General features: G+C 72.4%; 13 protein-coding genes. 3 read left to right on the top strand and 10 right to left on the bottom strand.

Annotation, left to right across the window (positions count from 1 at the left end):
• Positions 1-6 precede the first annotated feature (6 nt).
• The 7 genes from ACFXMG_RS16415 to ACFXMG_RS16385 form a co-directional block, all read right to left on the bottom strand.
• On the bottom strand, positions 7-2,280 hold the full coding sequence (locus tag ACFXMG_RS16415; RefSeq protein WP_383822699.1) for a hypothetical protein: 2,274 nt from the start codon (positions 2,278-2,280) through the stop codon (positions 7-9).
• A gap of 43 nt (positions 2,281-2,323) precedes the next feature.
• Positions 2,324-4,582, bottom strand: coding sequence for an FG-GAP repeat domain-containing protein (locus ACFXMG_RS16410; protein ID WP_384901307.1), 2,259 nt, complete (start codon positions 4,580-4,582; stop codon positions 2,324-2,326).
• A gap of 173 nt (positions 4,583-4,755) precedes the next feature.
• Positions 4,756-7,014, bottom strand: coding sequence for a hypothetical protein (locus ACFXMG_RS16405; protein ID WP_383822694.1), 2,259 nt, complete (start codon positions 7,012-7,014; stop codon positions 4,756-4,758).
• An 81-nt stretch (positions 7,015-7,095) separates the two neighbouring features.
• The gene (locus ACFXMG_RS16400; RefSeq protein WP_383822691.1) at positions 7,096-9,342 is read right to left on the bottom strand and encodes an FG-GAP-like repeat-containing protein; all 2,247 of its coding nucleotides are present in this window, start codon (positions 9,340-9,342) and stop codon (positions 7,096-7,098) included.
• Positions 9,343-9,457: 115 nt separating this feature from the next.
• Positions 9,458-9,973 carry a DinB family protein gene (locus ACFXMG_RS16395; RefSeq protein WP_383822689.1) on the bottom strand — a complete coding sequence of 172 codons (516 nt, stop codon included), beginning with the start codon at positions 9,971-9,973 and terminating at the stop codon, positions 9,458-9,460.
• Positions 9,973-10,383, bottom strand: coding sequence for a DUF1992 domain-containing protein (locus tag ACFXMG_RS16390; RefSeq protein WP_383822686.1), 411 nt, complete (start codon positions 10,381-10,383; stop codon positions 9,973-9,975). The genes ACFXMG_RS16395 and ACFXMG_RS16390 overlap by 1 nt, the downstream gene beginning before the upstream one ends.
• A gap of 116 nt (positions 10,384-10,499) precedes the next feature.
• Positions 10,500-10,703 carry a cold-shock protein gene (locus ACFXMG_RS16385; protein WP_030758451.1) on the bottom strand — a complete coding sequence of 68 codons (204 nt, stop codon included), beginning with the start codon at positions 10,701-10,703 and terminating at the stop codon, positions 10,500-10,502.
• A 273-nt stretch (positions 10,704-10,976) separates the two neighbouring features.
• Between ACFXMG_RS16385 and ACFXMG_RS16380 the strand changes: the two genes are divergently transcribed.
• From ACFXMG_RS16380 to ACFXMG_RS16370, 3 genes are all read left to right on the top strand, one after another.
• On the top strand, positions 10,977-11,843 hold the full coding sequence (locus tag ACFXMG_RS16380; protein WP_383822683.1) for a menaquinone biosynthetic enzyme MqnA/MqnD family protein: 867 nt from the start codon (positions 10,977-10,979) through the stop codon (positions 11,841-11,843).
• A gap of 253 nt (positions 11,844-12,096) precedes the next feature.
• Entirely contained in the window at positions 12,097-13,311 is a 1,215-nt protein-coding gene (mqnC, locus tag ACFXMG_RS16375; RefSeq protein WP_383822681.1) for a cyclic dehypoxanthinyl futalosine synthase, read from the top strand.
• Between the two features lie 5 nt (positions 13,312-13,316).
• Entirely contained in the window at positions 13,317-13,916 is a 600-nt protein-coding gene (locus ACFXMG_RS16370; protein ID WP_383822678.1) for a hypothetical protein, read from the top strand.
• 10 nt (positions 13,917-13,926) lie between these two features.
• Here the strand turns inward: ACFXMG_RS16370 and ACFXMG_RS16365 are convergent, their stop codons facing one another.
• From ACFXMG_RS16365 to ACFXMG_RS16355, 3 genes are all read right to left on the bottom strand, one after another.
• A complete protein-coding gene (locus tag ACFXMG_RS16365) occupies positions 13,927-14,784 on the bottom strand; it encodes a hypothetical protein (RefSeq protein WP_383822675.1) in 858 nt (285 codons plus the stop codon).
• Positions 14,785-14,792: 8 nt separating this feature from the next.
• On the bottom strand, positions 14,793-15,341 hold the full coding sequence (locus ACFXMG_RS16360) for a SigE family RNA polymerase sigma factor (protein WP_383822673.1): 549 nt from the start codon (positions 15,339-15,341) through the stop codon (positions 14,793-14,795).
• A gap of 143 nt (positions 15,342-15,484) precedes the next feature.
• Complete coding sequence (locus tag ACFXMG_RS16355; protein WP_383822670.1) at positions 15,485-15,757, bottom strand: helix-turn-helix transcriptional regulator; 273 nt, start codon at positions 15,755-15,757, stop codon at positions 15,485-15,487.
• Positions 15,758-16,330: the final 573 nt, after the last annotated feature.

Genomic DNA, 16,330 nt, shown 5'->3' with positions numbered 1-16,330 from the left:
CAGGGGTCAGAAGAGGAGGTTGAAGTGGTGGTCCTTCGCTTCCAGCAGCGGCGTCGTCACGCCCTTCTCGAAGGGGGCGCGCCAGTCGCCGGTGCCCTTGTAGTGGACGAGGGAGGCGCGGTCGCCGCGGTAGGGGGTCGAGGCGAGGAAGTCGGGGCGCCCGTCGCGGCCCAGGTCGCCGATGGGGACGAGGTGCTCCAGGCCGCCCCAGCCGCCGCCGACCCGCGTGCGGGGCGCGAAGGTGCCGTCGCCCTTGCCGAGGTAGAGCCAGAGGACGCCGGTCCGGTCGCGGGCGAGGAGGTCGCCGGCCGGTCCGCCGCCGAGGTTCCCGGGGGCGGTGAGGTTGTTGTACGCGCCCCAGCCGCCGCCGATCCGCTTGCGCGGCGCGAACGGCTTGGTGGCGGAGCCGGTCGCCTTGTAGAGCCACAGGACGCCGGTGCGGTCGGTGGCGACGAGGTCGGGGCGGCCGTCGCCGGTCAGGTCGGAGCCCGCCGCGAGCTTGTCGTACGCGTTCCAGCCGCCGCCGATGGACGTCCGCTTGGCCAGCGTCGTGCCCTTGTTCGCGTAGAACCAGAGGACGCCGGCCCGGTCGCGGGCGACGAGGTCGGAGTACGGGGTGGAGTCCAGGTTGCCGGTGGCGAGGATCCGGTCGTAGGCGTTCCAGCCGCCGCCCCGGTGCGTCGGGGTCCGCCAGTAGTAGGTGCTGGCGGGCCAGAAGAGGATCTGCCGGGTGTCGTACGAGATCAGCTCGCCGCGGTCGGTCCGTGCGAGCAGGTCGGGGAAGGCGCTGGTCGAGTAGTCGTGCTGGATCGGCTTGTTGGTGACCTTGAGGGTGCCGGTCCGCTTCAACTCACCGCCGATGCCGTTCTCCGGCCAGGCCGTCATCGTCCAGGTGTAGGTGCCGGTGGGCGCGGAGACCTGGTCGGGGAAGAGTCCGTTCCAGGTGAAGGAGGCCAGGCCCCGCTTGCCCTCGGGCGTGTAGTCCATCACGGCGGGCTCGCTCTTCCACTTCCTGCCCGAGGCGGAGTGGGTGACGACGAAGTAGACGCGCGCGTTGCTCCGCCCGAGGTCCCAGGTCCAGCGGGCCGTGGAGCCCCCGCCGCTGAAGTCGGCGGTGGCGGGAGCCGTCTCCTTCACCACACCGAGCGCGGTCCGCACGCGAGTGGTCGCGACCTGGGTGGCGACGGGCTTGCCGCCGGTGCCCGGGACGATCCGGTACACGCCCTCGCCCTCGGCCGCCGTCCCGCCCTGCGCCAGCAGTGCGTCCGGGCCGCCGTAGGCCAGCTCCAGGCTGTCGAGCACGGTGACGGGCGTCCCGCCGCCCACCGGGACGGCCCGCAGCGCGTGGAGCGGGTTCGCGGCGTCGGCGGCGGCTCCGCCAGGGACGCCGTACAGCGCCCAGCCGCCCACCAGGCCGAGGGAGAGCCTCTCGTCCTGCGCGGCCACCGTGTGCCGGACGGTGGCGGCCTGGCCCCGGCGGGCCGTCACCACGACCGAGCGCCTGTCGGCGAGCCGCTCCACCCAGGCCACGTGCGTGGCGGAGGCGGCGAAGGTGGAGCCGGTGTGCAGGGACGGAACCGCCCGGTCGTCGACGACCTTCGCCGTCGCCAGGTCCACCACGGCGAGCCGCTTCCCGGCGACGCCGTTCACGGTCCCGGTGTAGGAGACGGCGAGGAGGCCGTTCTCGGAGGGAGACGACGAGACGATCTTCGCGTCCGCCGGGAAGCCGGTGACCGCCTCGCTCACGGCCTGGACCCCGGGCTCCGGCGACTCGGACACGAGGTGCAGCGTCGTGCGCCCGCCGCTGTCCTTCGTCTGCATCACCAGCGTGCGGTCCATCACCCACGCGAGCGTCGCCGAGGCCCCGAGGAACGAGGTGTCGAGCGTGACGGGCGCGCCGCCCGCCACCATGTCGTACAGGTGGTACGAGGTGCCCTCCGGCCGCACGACGACGTCACCGCCCATCGAGGCCCGGTAGAGGGTCGCCGAGGCGGGCAGCGTCGTCGTGACGCCGCCCTCGTACCGGGTCCACCGGTAGCTGGGCACCTCCCCCACGCCCCCGACACGGCTGAGGAAGCCGGACTTCCCCCACCCGCGCAGCCCCGACGCCGGGTCGATGACGGCAGGCGCGGACGCCAGGTCCGCCGCGACGGCAGCGGGCACCACGGCGGGCGCCGAGGCGAGAGCCGGACCGGCGGCCAGCCCGCCGGCCGTCACCGCGAGGGCGACGGCGACGGCGACGGAGAGACGGCGGGCGGTGCGGGCGGGCTGGTGGTTCACGCTGTTCCTAGAGGAGAAGTGGAGGAAGGCCGGGTGGAGGCGATCAGAAGATGACGGGGCGGGCGCCGTACGGCGAGTCGTACGGCGGGATGCTGAGGAGCTCGGCGCCACGGAAGGGCGCCTTCCAGTTGCCCGTGCCCTTGTAGACGGTGAGCCAGGGGTCCCGCTGCGTACCGCTCTCCGCGATCAGGTCGGCGCGCCCGTCCCGGTCGGCGTCGCCGATGTTGACGATCTGGCCGTAGACGCCCCAGCCGCCGCCGACCCTCGTGCGGGGCGCGAAGGTCCCGTCGCCCTTGCCGAGGTAGAGCCAGAGGACGCCGGCCCGGTCGCGGGCGAGGAGGTCACCGGCCTTCGCGCCGCCCAGGTCGCCGGGGGCGGTGAGGAGGTCGTACGTGTTCCACCCGCCGCCGATCCGCTTGCGGGGCGCGAACGGCTTGGTGGCGGAGCCGGTCGCCTTGTAGAGCCACAGGACGCCGGTGCGGTCGGTGGCGACGAGGTCGGGGCGGCCGTCGCCGGTCAGGTCGGAACCGGCCGCGAACGTGTCGTACGCGTTCCAGCCGCCGCCGATCCGGATCCGCTTCGCGAGGGAGTGGCCGGTGCCGGAGTACAGCCAGAGGACGCCGGCCTTGTCGCGGGCGACGACGTCGGAGTACGGGGTCGCGTCGAGGTTCCCGGCGGACAGCATCCGGTCGTACGCGAACCAGCCGCCGCCCCGCTCGGTCCGCTCCCACTTCTCGCCGTCGGGCTCGACGAGGAACTGCCGGACGTCGTACGAGGAGAGGTGGCCCGATCCGTCGCGGAAGAGCAGGTCGGGGGAGCCGCTGTCGGAGTAGTCGTGCGCGGCGGTGCCGCTGCCGACCCGGAGGGTGCCGGTCCGCTCGATCCTGGCGTCGGGGCCGGGGCGCCAGTTGTTGAGGGGGCCGACGATCATCTTCCACGTGTAGTCGCCGTTGGAGGCGGCGGTTCCGTCGTCGAGGGTCCCGTCCCAGGCGAAGGAAGCCTCGGTGGCCGTGCCCGTGAGCCGCGTCCACGGGGTCCAGCTCTTGCCGGACCGCTTGTCGGTCACCGTCAGGTTCACCGCCACGTCGCTGCGGCCGAACGTCCACCGCAGCACCGACTTGGCACCGGCCCGGCGGAAGTCGGCGGTGGCCGGGACCCGCTCGGTCAGGACGGTGGTCGGCGTGCGCACGCCGTAGGTCGCCAGCACCTTCGCGACGGGCCGCCCGTCCGGGCCGACCTCGACCTCGTACACGCCCCAGCCGTGCTCCGGCGTGGCGCCCTGGGCCACCAGGGGCTCGTTCGCGATCCCGGAGCCACTCGGCCTGGCGAGCAGACCGGTGACCTTCGTCCCGTCCTTGAGGGAGACGGCCGAGAGGCCCTCCTCAAAGTCCGCCTCGTGGTACACGACCCAGTCCTTCAGCAGGTCGACCTCCACGAAGTGGCCGGGGCTCGGCGTCAGGGCCGTGCGCCGTTCCGGCTCCTGGGTGCCCCGGGATGCCGTCACCAGGGTCACGGAATTGCCGGGTCGCCATTCGGCCCAGGCCAGGTGGGTGGACGAGACCGCGAGAGTGGAGTTGCGGTGGAGGTTGGCCACGGCCCTGTCCTCGACGACCTTCGCGTCCTTGAGGTCGACGACGGCCAGCCGCGTCCCGGTCGTGCCGCCGACCGTGCCCCGGTACTGCACGGCGACGACCCCGGAGGAGCTGACGGCACTCTGCCGGATGTCCGCGTCCGCGGGCAGCCCCGTCACCCGCCGGTGTGTGACCGTGCCCCCGGTCTTCGAGAGGAGGTGGAGGCTGCTGCGGCCGGGCCCGTCACTCTTCGTCATCACGAGCGTGTCGCCCAGGAGGGCCCGCAGCCCGGCGTTCGGCCCGACGACGGAGGTGTCGATGTCGACGGGTGCGCCGCCCGCCATGTCCAGGATCCGGTAGGTGGTCTCCCGCGTCTGCACCACGACACGCTCGCCGTCGACGGCCGCCCGGGGAGCATTGAGACCGGAGACCCTGGGCACCACGGCCGTCGCTCCGCCCGTGGACCGGTGCCACCGGAAGGTGGTGGTCTGGTTGGCGTAGGTGTAGGTCACGAAGCCGGCCGCCCCGCTGCTGAACAGCTTTTCGTCGGCGCCGATGGCGAAGGGCCCCGCCTCCTGCTCCGACGCGGCGGCGTCGGCCGTCACGGGGGCGTCGGCCGTCACGGGGGCGGCGAAGGCGGGCACGGAGGCCAGGCCCGTACCGGCCGTCACCGCGAGGGCGACCGCGACGGAGACGGCGAGACGCCGAGTGGCGGGGTGGAGGTGCTTCAAGGGGATTCCTCCCGAGCGTGCTGTGGGCGTGGCGTCCTTGCGCCACGCCCACAGGACTCACGAAGACCGTTCAAGGTTGTACGGAAGTCGCGGAAATTCGGGAGAAGTTCGCGAGTTCGTCAAGTCGGGTTCAGGCCGAACCCGACACCACGGACAAACGCACGCGACCTCCCTCACGCCACGCTGGTGAACTTCCTGCCCTCGCCCGCGTACAGCGACGTGTTCTGGCGGAGGAACGGGGACTGGGTGGAGCCCGTCGAGGCGTAGACGTACGTGCCGCCCGCCCCGTACGCGATCAGGTCCGGGCGGCCGTCGCCGGTGACGTCGCCGGCGCCGACGAACTGGCTGAAAGCGCCCCATCCGGCGCCGACGCGGACGCGGGTGGCGTAGGCGTTGCCCTGGGACGGGTACAGCCACAGGACGCCTGCCGTGTCGCGGGCGAGGAGGTCGCCGCCCTTGTCGCCCGCGATGTTCCCGACGGCCGTGAGCTGGTTGTAGGCGCCCCAGCCGCCGCCCACCCAGATCCGGCGGCCGTACGGCTTCGCGGGGTCGCCCGTGCCCGGGTAGAACCACAGGGAGCCGGCGGTGTCGGTGGCGAACAGGTCCGCCTTGCCGTCCCCGCCGAGGTCCGAGCCGCCCGCGAGCTGCTTGTAGCCGCCCCAGCCGCCGCCGACGCGGACCCGGGTGGCGAAGGTGCCGTCGCCCTTGCCGGTGTAGGACCAGAGGACGCCGGTGGAGTCGAGGGCGATCAGGTCGCCGGGCGCGCCGCCGCCGAGGTTCCCGGCGGCCTCGATCTGCTTGTACGTGTTCCAGCCGGGGCCGATCTTCGTCCGCTTGGCCGGCTTCGCCTGCCCGGCGACCGGCCAGTCGTACAGGTCGTCGCGCCACAGGACACCGGCGGAGTCGCGGGCGAGGACGTCGGCGGAGCCGTTGTCGTTGAAGTCGTGCGGGTTGGCGGTACGGGTCACGGTGAGGGCACCGGAGGCCGTGGCCGGGGCGCCGCCGGAGTCGGAGGTGGCGGTGATCCTCCAGCTGTAGGCGCCGTTCGGGGCGCTGGCCCCGTCGAGGAGCCCGTCCCAGTAGTGCGCGTACCGCTGGCCCGACACGGGCCGGGTCAGCCGCGTGGTGAGCTTCTTCCCGGTGCGGGTGTGGGTGAGGACGAGGTCCACGTCCGCGTCCGGGCGGGACAGGTCGAAGGTCATCGGGACGCTCGTCCCGGGCTTCTCCAGGCTCACGGAGCCGGGCACCGACGTGCCGGTCACGGTCAGCGCCATGACCTGCCCGGTGTCGGCGACGAGCTGCGGCGTGACGGTGGTGCCGTCCTTGCCGATCGAGAACAGCCCGTCGGCCGTGCCCGTCGCACCGCGCACCAGGAGGCTGCTGTCGGGCGCGTGCGCCACGGACGAGAAGTTCTCCATGACCTTGTACGGGGCTCCGCCCGTGGCCAGGTTCCGCGCGTACAGCGGCGTCCGGACCGCCGGGTCGGCCCACGGGTCGCGCTGGGCCGCGTACAGGACCGTGTCGCCGACGATCCCGGCGAGGACGGCCTTGCCGGGGAGGTCGGTGAGCGGGACGTTCTTGTAGATCCCGCTCGACACCGCGGTCCCGTGCGCCCGGATCTCCGAGCCGCCGCCCGCGCGGTTCACGATCCACGCCTGGTACTTGGGAGTGAGCGCGGCGGTCACCGACGCGTCCCAGTCGCCGCCGGGGCGGGTCGGCGTCTCCTGGACGATCGCGGTGCCGGTGGGCGCGGAGATCAGGGCCTGCGTGGTGTACGGCTTCGGCCCTTCGCTGGTGGCGTAGGTGCCCCGGATGAGGACGAGCGCCACGGCCATGCCGTTCGCGTTCCGGCCCGCCGCGACGACCCGGTAGTCGGTCTCGGTGCGCCGGTCCATCTTGTTGCCGAACGTGTCGGTCAGCTTCATCTTGTTGACGACGCCGTTGTCGTTCCGCAGCTGCCACAGCTCGCGGCCCGTGCCGGACTCCGCCGGCCGGCTCTCGTACGCGACGTTGAACGCCACGCCGACGAACTCGCCGCTGAGCGTGTGGTTGGAGTACGTGTTGGACGGCGTGTGGTGGGCGGAGATGGTGCCCTGGTTGTTCGTCACCATCCAGTCCGACCCGGAGTCGTAGACGTCCGAGACGTAGCTGCCGAAGACGACGACGGAGCCGTCGGGCTTGTGCAACTCCCGGACCGTCTCGCCGTTCTCGTCCACGCACTTCGTGATGTACCCGAACGCGCCCGTGGCCACGACCTCGGCCCCGACGGGCAGCAGCCCGGGTGCCGTCGGCGCGCAACGCCCAACGGCGGCGGGGCCGTTGGTGGCGGCGACGGCCACCGGCGCGGTGACGAGCGTCCCCGTCACGGCCGTGACCGTGGACAGGGTGAGGACGGCGGCGGCGAGCCGGCGTCCGGTGATGCGGTGGTTCACGGAAGTCCCCCAGAAGTGTGCTGATGATGGATCGGATACGGCGGACGGACGGAGCGGACGGACAGGCGGCGCGGCGCGGCGTCAGGAGACGCTGGTGAACTTGCTGCCCTCGCCCGCGTACAGCGTGGTGTTCATGCGCGTGAAGGTGCCGGAGACGGTGCCGTTCGACCGGTACACGTAGGTGCCCCCGGCCCCGTACGCGAGCAGGTCCGCCCGCCCGTCGCCGTTCACGTCCCCGGCGCCGACGAGCTGGCTGAACGCGTTCCACCCGGCGCCGACCCGCACCCGCCCGAGGAACTTGCCCTTCCCGTCGCCCTGGTAGAGCCAGAGCACCCCGGTGGTGTCCCGCGCGACGAGGTCCCCGGCGGCGCTACCGGCGATGTTCCCGACGGCCGCGAGCTGGTTGTAGACCCCCCAGCCCCCGCCGATCCGCACCCGGGTCCCGAAGGGCTTGGCGATGTTGCCGGTCCCCTTGTAGAACCACAGCGCCCCGGCACCGTCGGCGGCGACGAGATCGGCCCGCTCGTCCCCGTCGAGGTCCGACCCGCCGGTGAGCTGCTTGTAGACGCCCCAGCCGCCACCGACTCGCGCGCGCGTGCCGAAGGTGCCGTCGCCCTGGCCGGCGTACGACCAGAGCACGCCCGAGCCGTCGAGGGCGACGAGATCGCCGATCTCGTATCCGCCGTGCCCGATGTACCCGCCGAGGTCCCCGGCGGCCTCGATGTGCTTGTACGTGTTCCACCCGCCGCCGATCCGGGCGCGCTGAGCCGACGTGACCTTGCCGTTCACCGGCCGGTCGCGCAGGTCGTCGCGCCACAGGACACCGGCGGCGTCCCGGGCGAGGACGTCGGTGGAGCCGTTGTGCGTGAAGTCGTGCGGGTTGGCGGCACGCGTGACGTACATCTGCCAGCCCTGGTAGACGGGCGCGCTGGTGCCGTCGAGCACCGACGCCTCGGCCTCGATCGCGTACCGGCCGTTCGGAGCGTCGGTGCCGTCGTCGAGGACGCCGTCCCAGGTGAAGGAGAAGGTGTTCCCGGTCGCGGGGGCCTGCACGCGCGTGTGGAATTGCCGCTCGGTGACGGTGTGCGTCAGCGTCACGTCGACGTAGGCGTCCCGGCGCGACACGGTCCAGCCCAGCGTCACTTTTCCGCCGGTCCTGTCGAGCTCCGCCCAGTCGGGGACGTGGACCTCCTGGATCTTCAGCTCGGGCAGCTCGACCTCGTCGGCGACCTTGGTGATCGTCGGCGGGCCGTCGGCCGCGCGCACGACCCGGAAGAGTCCCTTGCCGTCGGCGGCCCGCGCGCCCCGCACGACGAAGCCGCCGTCCGGCGTGCCCCTCGCGACGGAGCCGGAGTCCAGAGGGAGCGGGACGGTCTCGCCGGTGGCCAGGGAGACGGCCTTGGCGGGCGTCGACGGGTTGCCGTAGACGAGCCACTCGCCGGCGAGGCTGAAGTACCACCCGTCGCCGTGCGCGCCGAGCGTGACGTGCTTCGGCGCGCCCGTCTTCCGGTCGACCGTCCGGATGACGCTGCCGAGGTCTTCCGACCACTCGTACCAGGCCACGTGGGAGTCGGAGAGGTGAGGCCCGCCCCAGCCCGAGCCGGAGTCGGCGGCGTGGTACGTCTCCGTCGCCGCGCCGGTCACCGGGTCGATGACGGCCCGGCCGCCGGTCCGCAGCTCGGCCGGCCCCTTCTCGTATCCGACGGCGAAGGCGCCGGAGCCGTCCCGGAGCAGGCCACCGGTGAAGTCGGCGGCGTCGGCGGGAAGGCCCGTGACCTCGCGGTCGACCGTGTGGGCACCGTCCTTGGTGACGATGTGCAGCTCCGACGAGCCGTCGGCCCGCTTCATCCGCGCGAGGACGCTCGTGCGGCTCAGCGTGCTCACATAGGTGCCGTTCAGCGCGGCGAGGTCGATGGTCACGTCCGGGGTGCCCGGGGCGGACAGGTCGCGCAGGGTGAGCGTGCGGGCCTCGGAGAAGTCGCGGGCGTCGCTGAGGACGAGCACGTCGCCGTGGCTCAGGGACCAGTCGCCGCCCTCGGGCACGTCGATCCGGACCGGGGCGCCGCCGTCGAACGGCGTCCAGCGCACGACGCGGCTGCCGTCGTGGGCGAAGGTGTACGTGGCGAAACCGAAGGCGCCCACGCCGCTGAGCTTCGTGCTCGCGGGGAAGGAAGGAAGCGCCTCGTCGGCCTGCGTGGCCGAGACGGGACCCGAAGTGGCCGCGAAGGCGGCCGGCGCCGTGGCGAGCGTGCCCGCGCCGAGCGCGGTGACGGCCAGGACGGCCGTGACGGCCGAGGCGAGACGGGTGCCGGTGGAGCGGGACTGCACAGTGAACCCCCATGGAAAGACCGGGCACGTGAGTGCCGCGCCCGGTCAGACTCATGATCGGTTCGACTGGTTGTACGAGATGTCGAGGATTAGTTCGAAAAGGAGATCCGCCCCCTCACCCCCCACCCCTCCGCTCCACCACCCCCCGCACATACCCCGCCTGCCCCGCGTGCTGAAGATCCTCCGCGAGGACCGAGACCAGGCGGACGCCCAGCGTGACCGGCGGGTCCCAGGCGGGGTCGACGACCCGGTCGAGGTCCGCGTTGGTCACCGGGGCCAGCAGGGACGCCGTACGGTCGTGGACCGCGTCGTGGTAGCCCAGCAGCAGCTCCGCGGATGCCCGTACCGCTCCGACCTGCGCGGACGTATGGCCGTAGCCGGTCGCGGCGGGCGGGAACGGCAGCCCGAAGCGGTCCCGCCAGCCGTCGGACCGCCACAGCTGCTCCGTACCGAAGGCTCCCGCCAGGTGGTCGTCCTGGATGCGCGTGAGGTGCCAGACCAGCCAGGCGATCGAGTTCGCGTCCGGATCGGGCCGCGCGGCCAGATCCTCCTCGCCGAGGCCCTCCACCGCCTCGTGGACCGCCTCCCGGATCCGGCCGAAGGAGTCGAGCAGCAGACCGGCACTGTTCATCACGCCCCCTTGGGGTCGCGCGCCTCCCGCCACCGGCTCAGCTCCGCCTCGACGTCGAACGGCGTCAGGTTCAGCGGCGGACCGGCCGGCGGGCGGCGCAGGGCTTCCGCGATCTTGGTGTTGATCTCGCCGAGGATCCGCCGGACCTGGCTCTCCGAGACGGCCGCGAGCACCGCCGCCGCCGCGTCCTCGGCCTCCTTGCGCAGCTGGAGCGCGGGCGGCAGCACCGCCATGCCCTCGCGGTGCATCTTCTGCTTGACCCACCACAGCTCGTCGTAGGGCGCCGCGTCGTCCGGCAGCGGCCTGCCGAACCCGGGCAGCTTCCGAAAGTCCCCACGCTCGGCAGCCTCCCGGATCTGCTTGTCGACAAAGGACTCGAAGCTGACACCCGGCGGTTTCCGTTCGGTCATGTGTCCAGCGTACGTAACTGCCGAAACGGGCAGGAGCCCCGCTCGTACCGCACCTGCGGCACGGAGCGGGGCTCCTTGGGTACTGCTCTAGAAGATCAAGATCGCCACTACGGCGCTCAGATCGTGGTGACGTTCTCCGCCTGCGGACCCTTCGGGCCCTGCGTGACGTCGAAGCTCACCGCCTGGTTCTCCTCAAGCGAGCGGAAGCCGTTCGCGTTGATCGCGGAGTAGTGGACGAAGACATCCGGGCCGCCGCCTTCCTGGGCGATGAAGCCAAAGCCCTTTTCAGCGTTGAACCACTTGACGGTTCCGGTAGCCATGAGCCCTCCTATGGGCCAAAGGGTCGCCCTGCTCCAGAACCTGCAAACAAGTCTGAAAACTACAAAAGCCTGCGGGTCACATGCTCCGCAGGCTCTGTACTGCAAGGGAAACCAAACTGCAACTTGCGGACGAGCCTAGCACGCAGCCCGCAGACAGCGATAGAGGGAAAGATCACGTCACCCTCATGTTTGACCCACCCCTAACGCGCTGACGCGCCGCGCCGATGTCGCCCCGGCGATGTCCACCGTACGAGACGGGTCTAGCCTCGCGTTGTGGACAATGCGAACGACGAGCTCCAGCGCAGCCGGCCCCGCGTCGGGCACATCCAGTTCCTGAACTGCCTGCCCCTCTACTGGGGCCTCGCCAGGACCGGAACGCTCCTCGATCTGGAGCTGACCAAGGACACCCCGGAGAAGCTGAGCGAGCGCCTCGTCCGGGGCGATCTGGACATCGGTCCGATCACCCTCGTCGAGTACCTCCGGCACGCCGACGAGCTCGTCGCCCTCCCCGACATCGCCGTCGGCTGCGACGGTCCCGTCATGTCCTGCGTGATCGTCTCCCAGCGCCCCCTGGAGGAGCTGGACGGCGCCCGCGTCGCCCTCGGCTCCACCTCCCGGACCTCCGTCCGCCTCGCCCAGCTGCTGCTCTCGGAGCGGTACGGGGTCGAGCCCGCGTACTACACCTGCCCTCCCGACCTGGGCCTCATGATGCAGGAGGCCGAGGCGGCGGTCCTCATCGGCGACGCCGCGCTGCGCGCCTCGCTGCACGACGCGCCCCGGCTCGGGCTCCAGGTCCACGACCTCGGCCTGATGTGGAAGGAGTGGACGGGACTGCCCTTCGTCTTCGCCGTCTGGGCCGCCCGCAGGGACTACCTGGCGCGCGAACCGGAGACCGTCCACGACGTCCACCGGGCCTTCCTCGCCTCCCGCGACCTCTCCCTCGACGAGGTCACCAAGGTCGCGGAACAGGCCGCCCGCTGGGAGGCATTCGACGCCGAGCTGCTGGAGCGGTACTTCCGTACGCTCGACTTCCGCTTCGGCCCCGAGCAACTCGCCGGAGTACGCGAGTTCGCCCGCCGCACCGGACCCACGACCGGATTTCCGGCGGACGTGAGGGTCGATCTGCTCCCGCCGGAATAGCCCCCCGGCTCCCGAGGTCCCGTCAATTCACGTCCGCAATTCCCTTCCCGTCCGTTCCCGTCCCTTCCCGTCCCTTCCGGTCCCCTCCCGTCCCTTCCGGGGCGCGCGCCGCATCCGCGCATTCCCTCCACGGAAATCGCGCAATTGAACGTTCATCGGAAATTCACGCCCAAGCGGACCCCGGACCGGCCCGTCAACCCCGCTGGCGTACGCTGGTCCGGTCTGTCAACAACCCTCCGAAAGGGACGAAACGGTGACCGAGAAGGCCGACCTCACGTCGTTGGATGTCACAGCCGTTCTCGACCGCGCCGCCGCCGGCGGCCGGATCACCCCCGAGGAGGCGCTCGTCCTGTACCGCTCGGCGCCCCTGCACGCGCTCGGCGCCGCCGCCGACGCCGTGCGCCGCCGCCGCTACGCCGGTACGGAGCACATCGCGACGTACATCATCGAGCGGAACATCAACTACACCAACGTCTGCGTCACCGCCTGCAAGTTCTGTGCCTTCTACGCGGCCCCCAAGGACACCAAGAAGGGCTGGACCCGCGACCTCGACGACATCCTGCGCCGCTGCGCGGAGACCATCGAGCTCGGCGGCACGCAGATCATGTTCCAGGGCGGCCACCACCCGGACTACGGCGTCGAGTACTACGAGAAGCACTTCGCCGCCATCAAGAAGGACTTTCCGGAGCTCGTCATCCACTCCCTCGGCGCCTCCGAGGTCGAGCACATGGCGCGCATCTCCGGCGTCTCCGTCGAGGAGGCGATCACCCGCATCCACGCCGCCGGCCTGGACTCCTTCGCCGGCGCCGGCGCGGAGCTGCTCCCCGAGCGCCCCCGCAAGGCCATCGCGCCCCTCAAGGAGTCCGGCGAGCGCTGGCTGGAGATCATGGAGATCGCCCACGGCCTCGGCGTCGAGTCGACCTCCACGATGCTCATGGGCACCGGCGAGACCAACGCCGAGCGCATCGAGCACCTGCGGATGATCCGTGACGTGCAGGACCGGACGGGCGGCTTCCGGGCCTTCATCCCGTACACGTACCAGCCCGAGAACAACCACCTCAAGGGCCGCACCCAGGCCACCCTGTTCGAGTACCTCCGGATGATCGCGATCGCCCGGATCTTCCTCGACAACGTCGCCCACATCCAGGGCTCCTGGCTGACCACCGGCAAGGAGGTCGGCCAGCTCTCCCTGCACTACGGCGCCGACGACCTCGGCTCGATCATGCTGGAGGAGAACGTCGTCTCCTCCGCCGGTGCCAGGCACCGCTCCAACCGCCTGGAGATCATCGACCTGATCCGCAAGGCCGGCCGCGTCCCCGCCCAGCGCTCCACCACGTACGAGCACCTGGCCGTCCACGACGACCCGGCGAACGACCCGGTCGACGACCGCGTCGCCTCGCACATCTCGTCCGTGGCCATCGAGGGCGGCACGGCCCACCCTGAGCTGAAGCTCCTCGACGCGAACTGAGGCCGGTGCTCACTCTCCACGCCGCCGAGGCGTCCCCCGAGCTGGCCGTCCTCGTCGACGGCGCGCTGATCGCCGCCGTCGGCCCGTACGAGGAACTGGCGGAGGCCAACCAGGACGCCCGCCTCCGCCGCTGGCCGGGCATCCTCACGCCCGGCCTGCTCAACCCGTACGCCCCCGAGCTCCTGGAGCGGACCTACCACCCGGACCCGCGCGAGGCCGACACGTACGGCACCGCGCCGATCACCGGCGAGCGGGCGGCCGAGCTCTTCCGCGCCGACCCCGCCCGCCTCGGCGCGAGCGCCCGCCGCGGCGTCCAGCGCCTGCTGGCCCACGGCACGGTGGCGGTGGCCGGCGACCTGCGCGCCCGAGCCGCCACCGACGCGGTCCGCCGCGCCGGCCTGGCGGTAGGCCGCCGCCCGGAATCCCTCCCCGGCCCCCCGTCCCTCTCCCCGACCCCCCTGATCCTCCTCCCACCCCTGACCCCCGGCGCCCCGGCCCGCTTCGCCGTCTTCGACGTAGCCGACACGGCGGAACTCGTCCGCCGAGGAGCGTCGACCTGCGTGGCGACGGTCATCGCGGGGCGACTGGTCTACCGGGCCCGCTGAGCGGGCGGGATCAGTCGGCGGCGTACGAGGACCTGCCGAGAATCGGGCGGGCGTCCGCCTCCCGGACCAGGTCCCGGAATCGGTTGTCGTCCGCCAGCCGCACGAGGTCGGCGGGGGAGACCGGGGCGGACCCGGCCGCGCCCGCGTCCGGGGTCACCGAGAGCTGGACGTCGCTGCGGCCGTGACGGTAGGTCAGGGTGACCTCCCGGGCGCCCCGCGTGTTCGACGGCGCGCGCGTCACCTGGGCGGGCGTCCCGTCGGCCAGCCGCTCGGTCCGGCAGGTCACGCCCTTCTTGGGAAGGGCGGGGCAGGTCTCGGCGGGACCTGTGGACGGCCGCACGGAGAACCGCACCGTGTACGGGGCTCCCGCCCGCGCGTCCCCGCCCGGCTCGCCCTCGCCCCGGTAGTCGCGCACGTCGTTGTCGTACGGCCGGATCGCGCCCACGGCGGCGGGCAGCAGGTCGTCCAGGACGACCGCCGCCCGCTGCTGGAAGACGTCCAGCCGGGCCCTCGCCGCCTCGGGCAGCCGCGCGTGGGGGAAGGTCTCCCCTGGCCTCGGTTCGACGTGGACGGGCTCCCGGCCCGGCCCGGTGCCGGTCACGGAGGGGCTCACGGGCACGGCGGGGAGATTCACCTCGCGGCCGCCGTGCCAGGGGTTCACCACGGCGAGCCCCAGGGCGACGGCGGTGACGAGGCCGAAGGCCCCGCCCGCCTTGGCGGCCCGCGCCCGGGCCCGGCGACGGCGCCCGACGCGCACCGCCGCGGGGACGAGGTCGGGCAGCGGCGGCAGGGCGTCGACCGCCTCGGTCAGGGCGCCCCGCAGGGCGCGCTCCTCGGGCGAGTCCGCCGGGGCTTCGATGGGACGCATGGTGGCGGTCAGCTCCCGACGGTGTAGACGTGGGCGTCGCCCAGTTGGGCGCGCAGCCGGGCGAGGGAACGCGAGCACTGGCTCTTCACCGTGGACTCGCTGCAGCGCAGCAGCGACGCCACGCTCTGGACGCTCAGGTCCTCCCAGTAGCGAAGCACGACGATCGCCCTTGCCCGGGGCGGGAGTTCGTCGAGCAGTGCCAGGAGGGTGACCCGGAGGTCGGAGGGGACCGCGGCCTGGGCCTCGGTGCGGGGCGCGATGCGGGTGTGGGCGAGCAGGTCACGCAGGGAGCGCCGGCGCTCGGTGATGAAGGTCCGCACCAGCACGGTCTTTGCGTAGGCGTCGAGGTTGTCCGCGGCGCTCGCCTTGCGCCAGTGCTGGAACAGCTTGGCGAGGGTGGTCTGGGTCAGGTCACGGGCGGCCTCGGTGTCGCCGCAGAGCAGGTACGCGGTGCGGTAGAGCCGGCGCTGGCCGATCGCGGCGTACTCCTCGAAGTCCGTGGTGCCGTGGTGCTCGCGGACGGCGGCCCGCGGCGGCCTCGACGGATGCTCCGGCATCCGCCCCCCTCTCTCGACGCTCGACCGGTCCGCCCCGCCCACCGGGGAGGACCTCCGACATGGACCGAGCGGAGTTGGGCCGGAAAGGTTGAAAGGAAAGTGGGATTGGCCGGAGATCGGTGGTCGGGTGTCTGGAATCGGCCCTACGCGCTGTCGGCGAGTCCATGGGCCTTTGCGATGGCGCAGGCGCATGAGGCGCAGACGGCCGGGATGCGCATGCCGGTCAGGGTCGAGAGCACGCAGAGCTGGAGGCGACTCAGCCCGCCCAGTTTGGCCCGCAGGTTGGTCACGTGGAACTTCGCGGTGCGTGCGGTGACGCGCAGCCGCGCGGCCAGTTCCTCGTTCGACGGGCCGGTGTGCAGGGCGGTGAAGACCCGCTGTTCCATCGGGGTCAGGTGGTGGACCGGCGTGGGCACGAGTCGGGTCGCCGTCGCGCTGTCGCAGGCGAAGAGAGAGCTGTGATCAGCGCAAACGAGGCAGTCGTGTCGCATGGGTCCCCCCAGTGTGCCGGCGTCGGCGACGGAATCTAGCACGCGGTCCGGCCCGCGCCGGGGAGGGAATCGGCCAGCGGAGGTCCTCGGCCGGAGGGCTCGCGCGCGGCGCGGAGCGGTCGGGAGGCGCTCGTTCCGGAGGGGTCGAGGAGGAGGGGGAGGCGCCCTTGTGGAGTGCTCGCGAGGGCATGGTTCGCCACCTGCCGCCCGAGGGTGTGGCAGGTGCAGAAATGTGCTTTCGTGAATGATGAATGTTTGCTTGGGAGGGGGGGGTGTGGCCTGGGGCCTCTGGCGAGGCCCCAGGGTGCGCCCGGCCACCTCGGGATTCCCGGGAGCAACCGCCCTGCGGCCGCGGCCGCGGGCCCGCCGCCGACCGTCCACCGACCCGTGTCCGGACCCGGCGGTAAGAGGCGGCGGGCGGATCCGGGTGGGTGCGACGGCGTCGGTACGCGCTCGCCGGGGAACCCGCCCGCGGAGGCGGACGCACGGTCCGGGATC

This window comes from Streptomyces sp. NPDC059201 (genome assembly GCF_042754585.1).
GTDB lineage: Bacteria > Actinomycetota > Actinomycetes > Streptomycetales > Streptomycetaceae > Streptomyces.
This window is presented reverse-complemented; position numbering and strand designations above follow the sequence as displayed.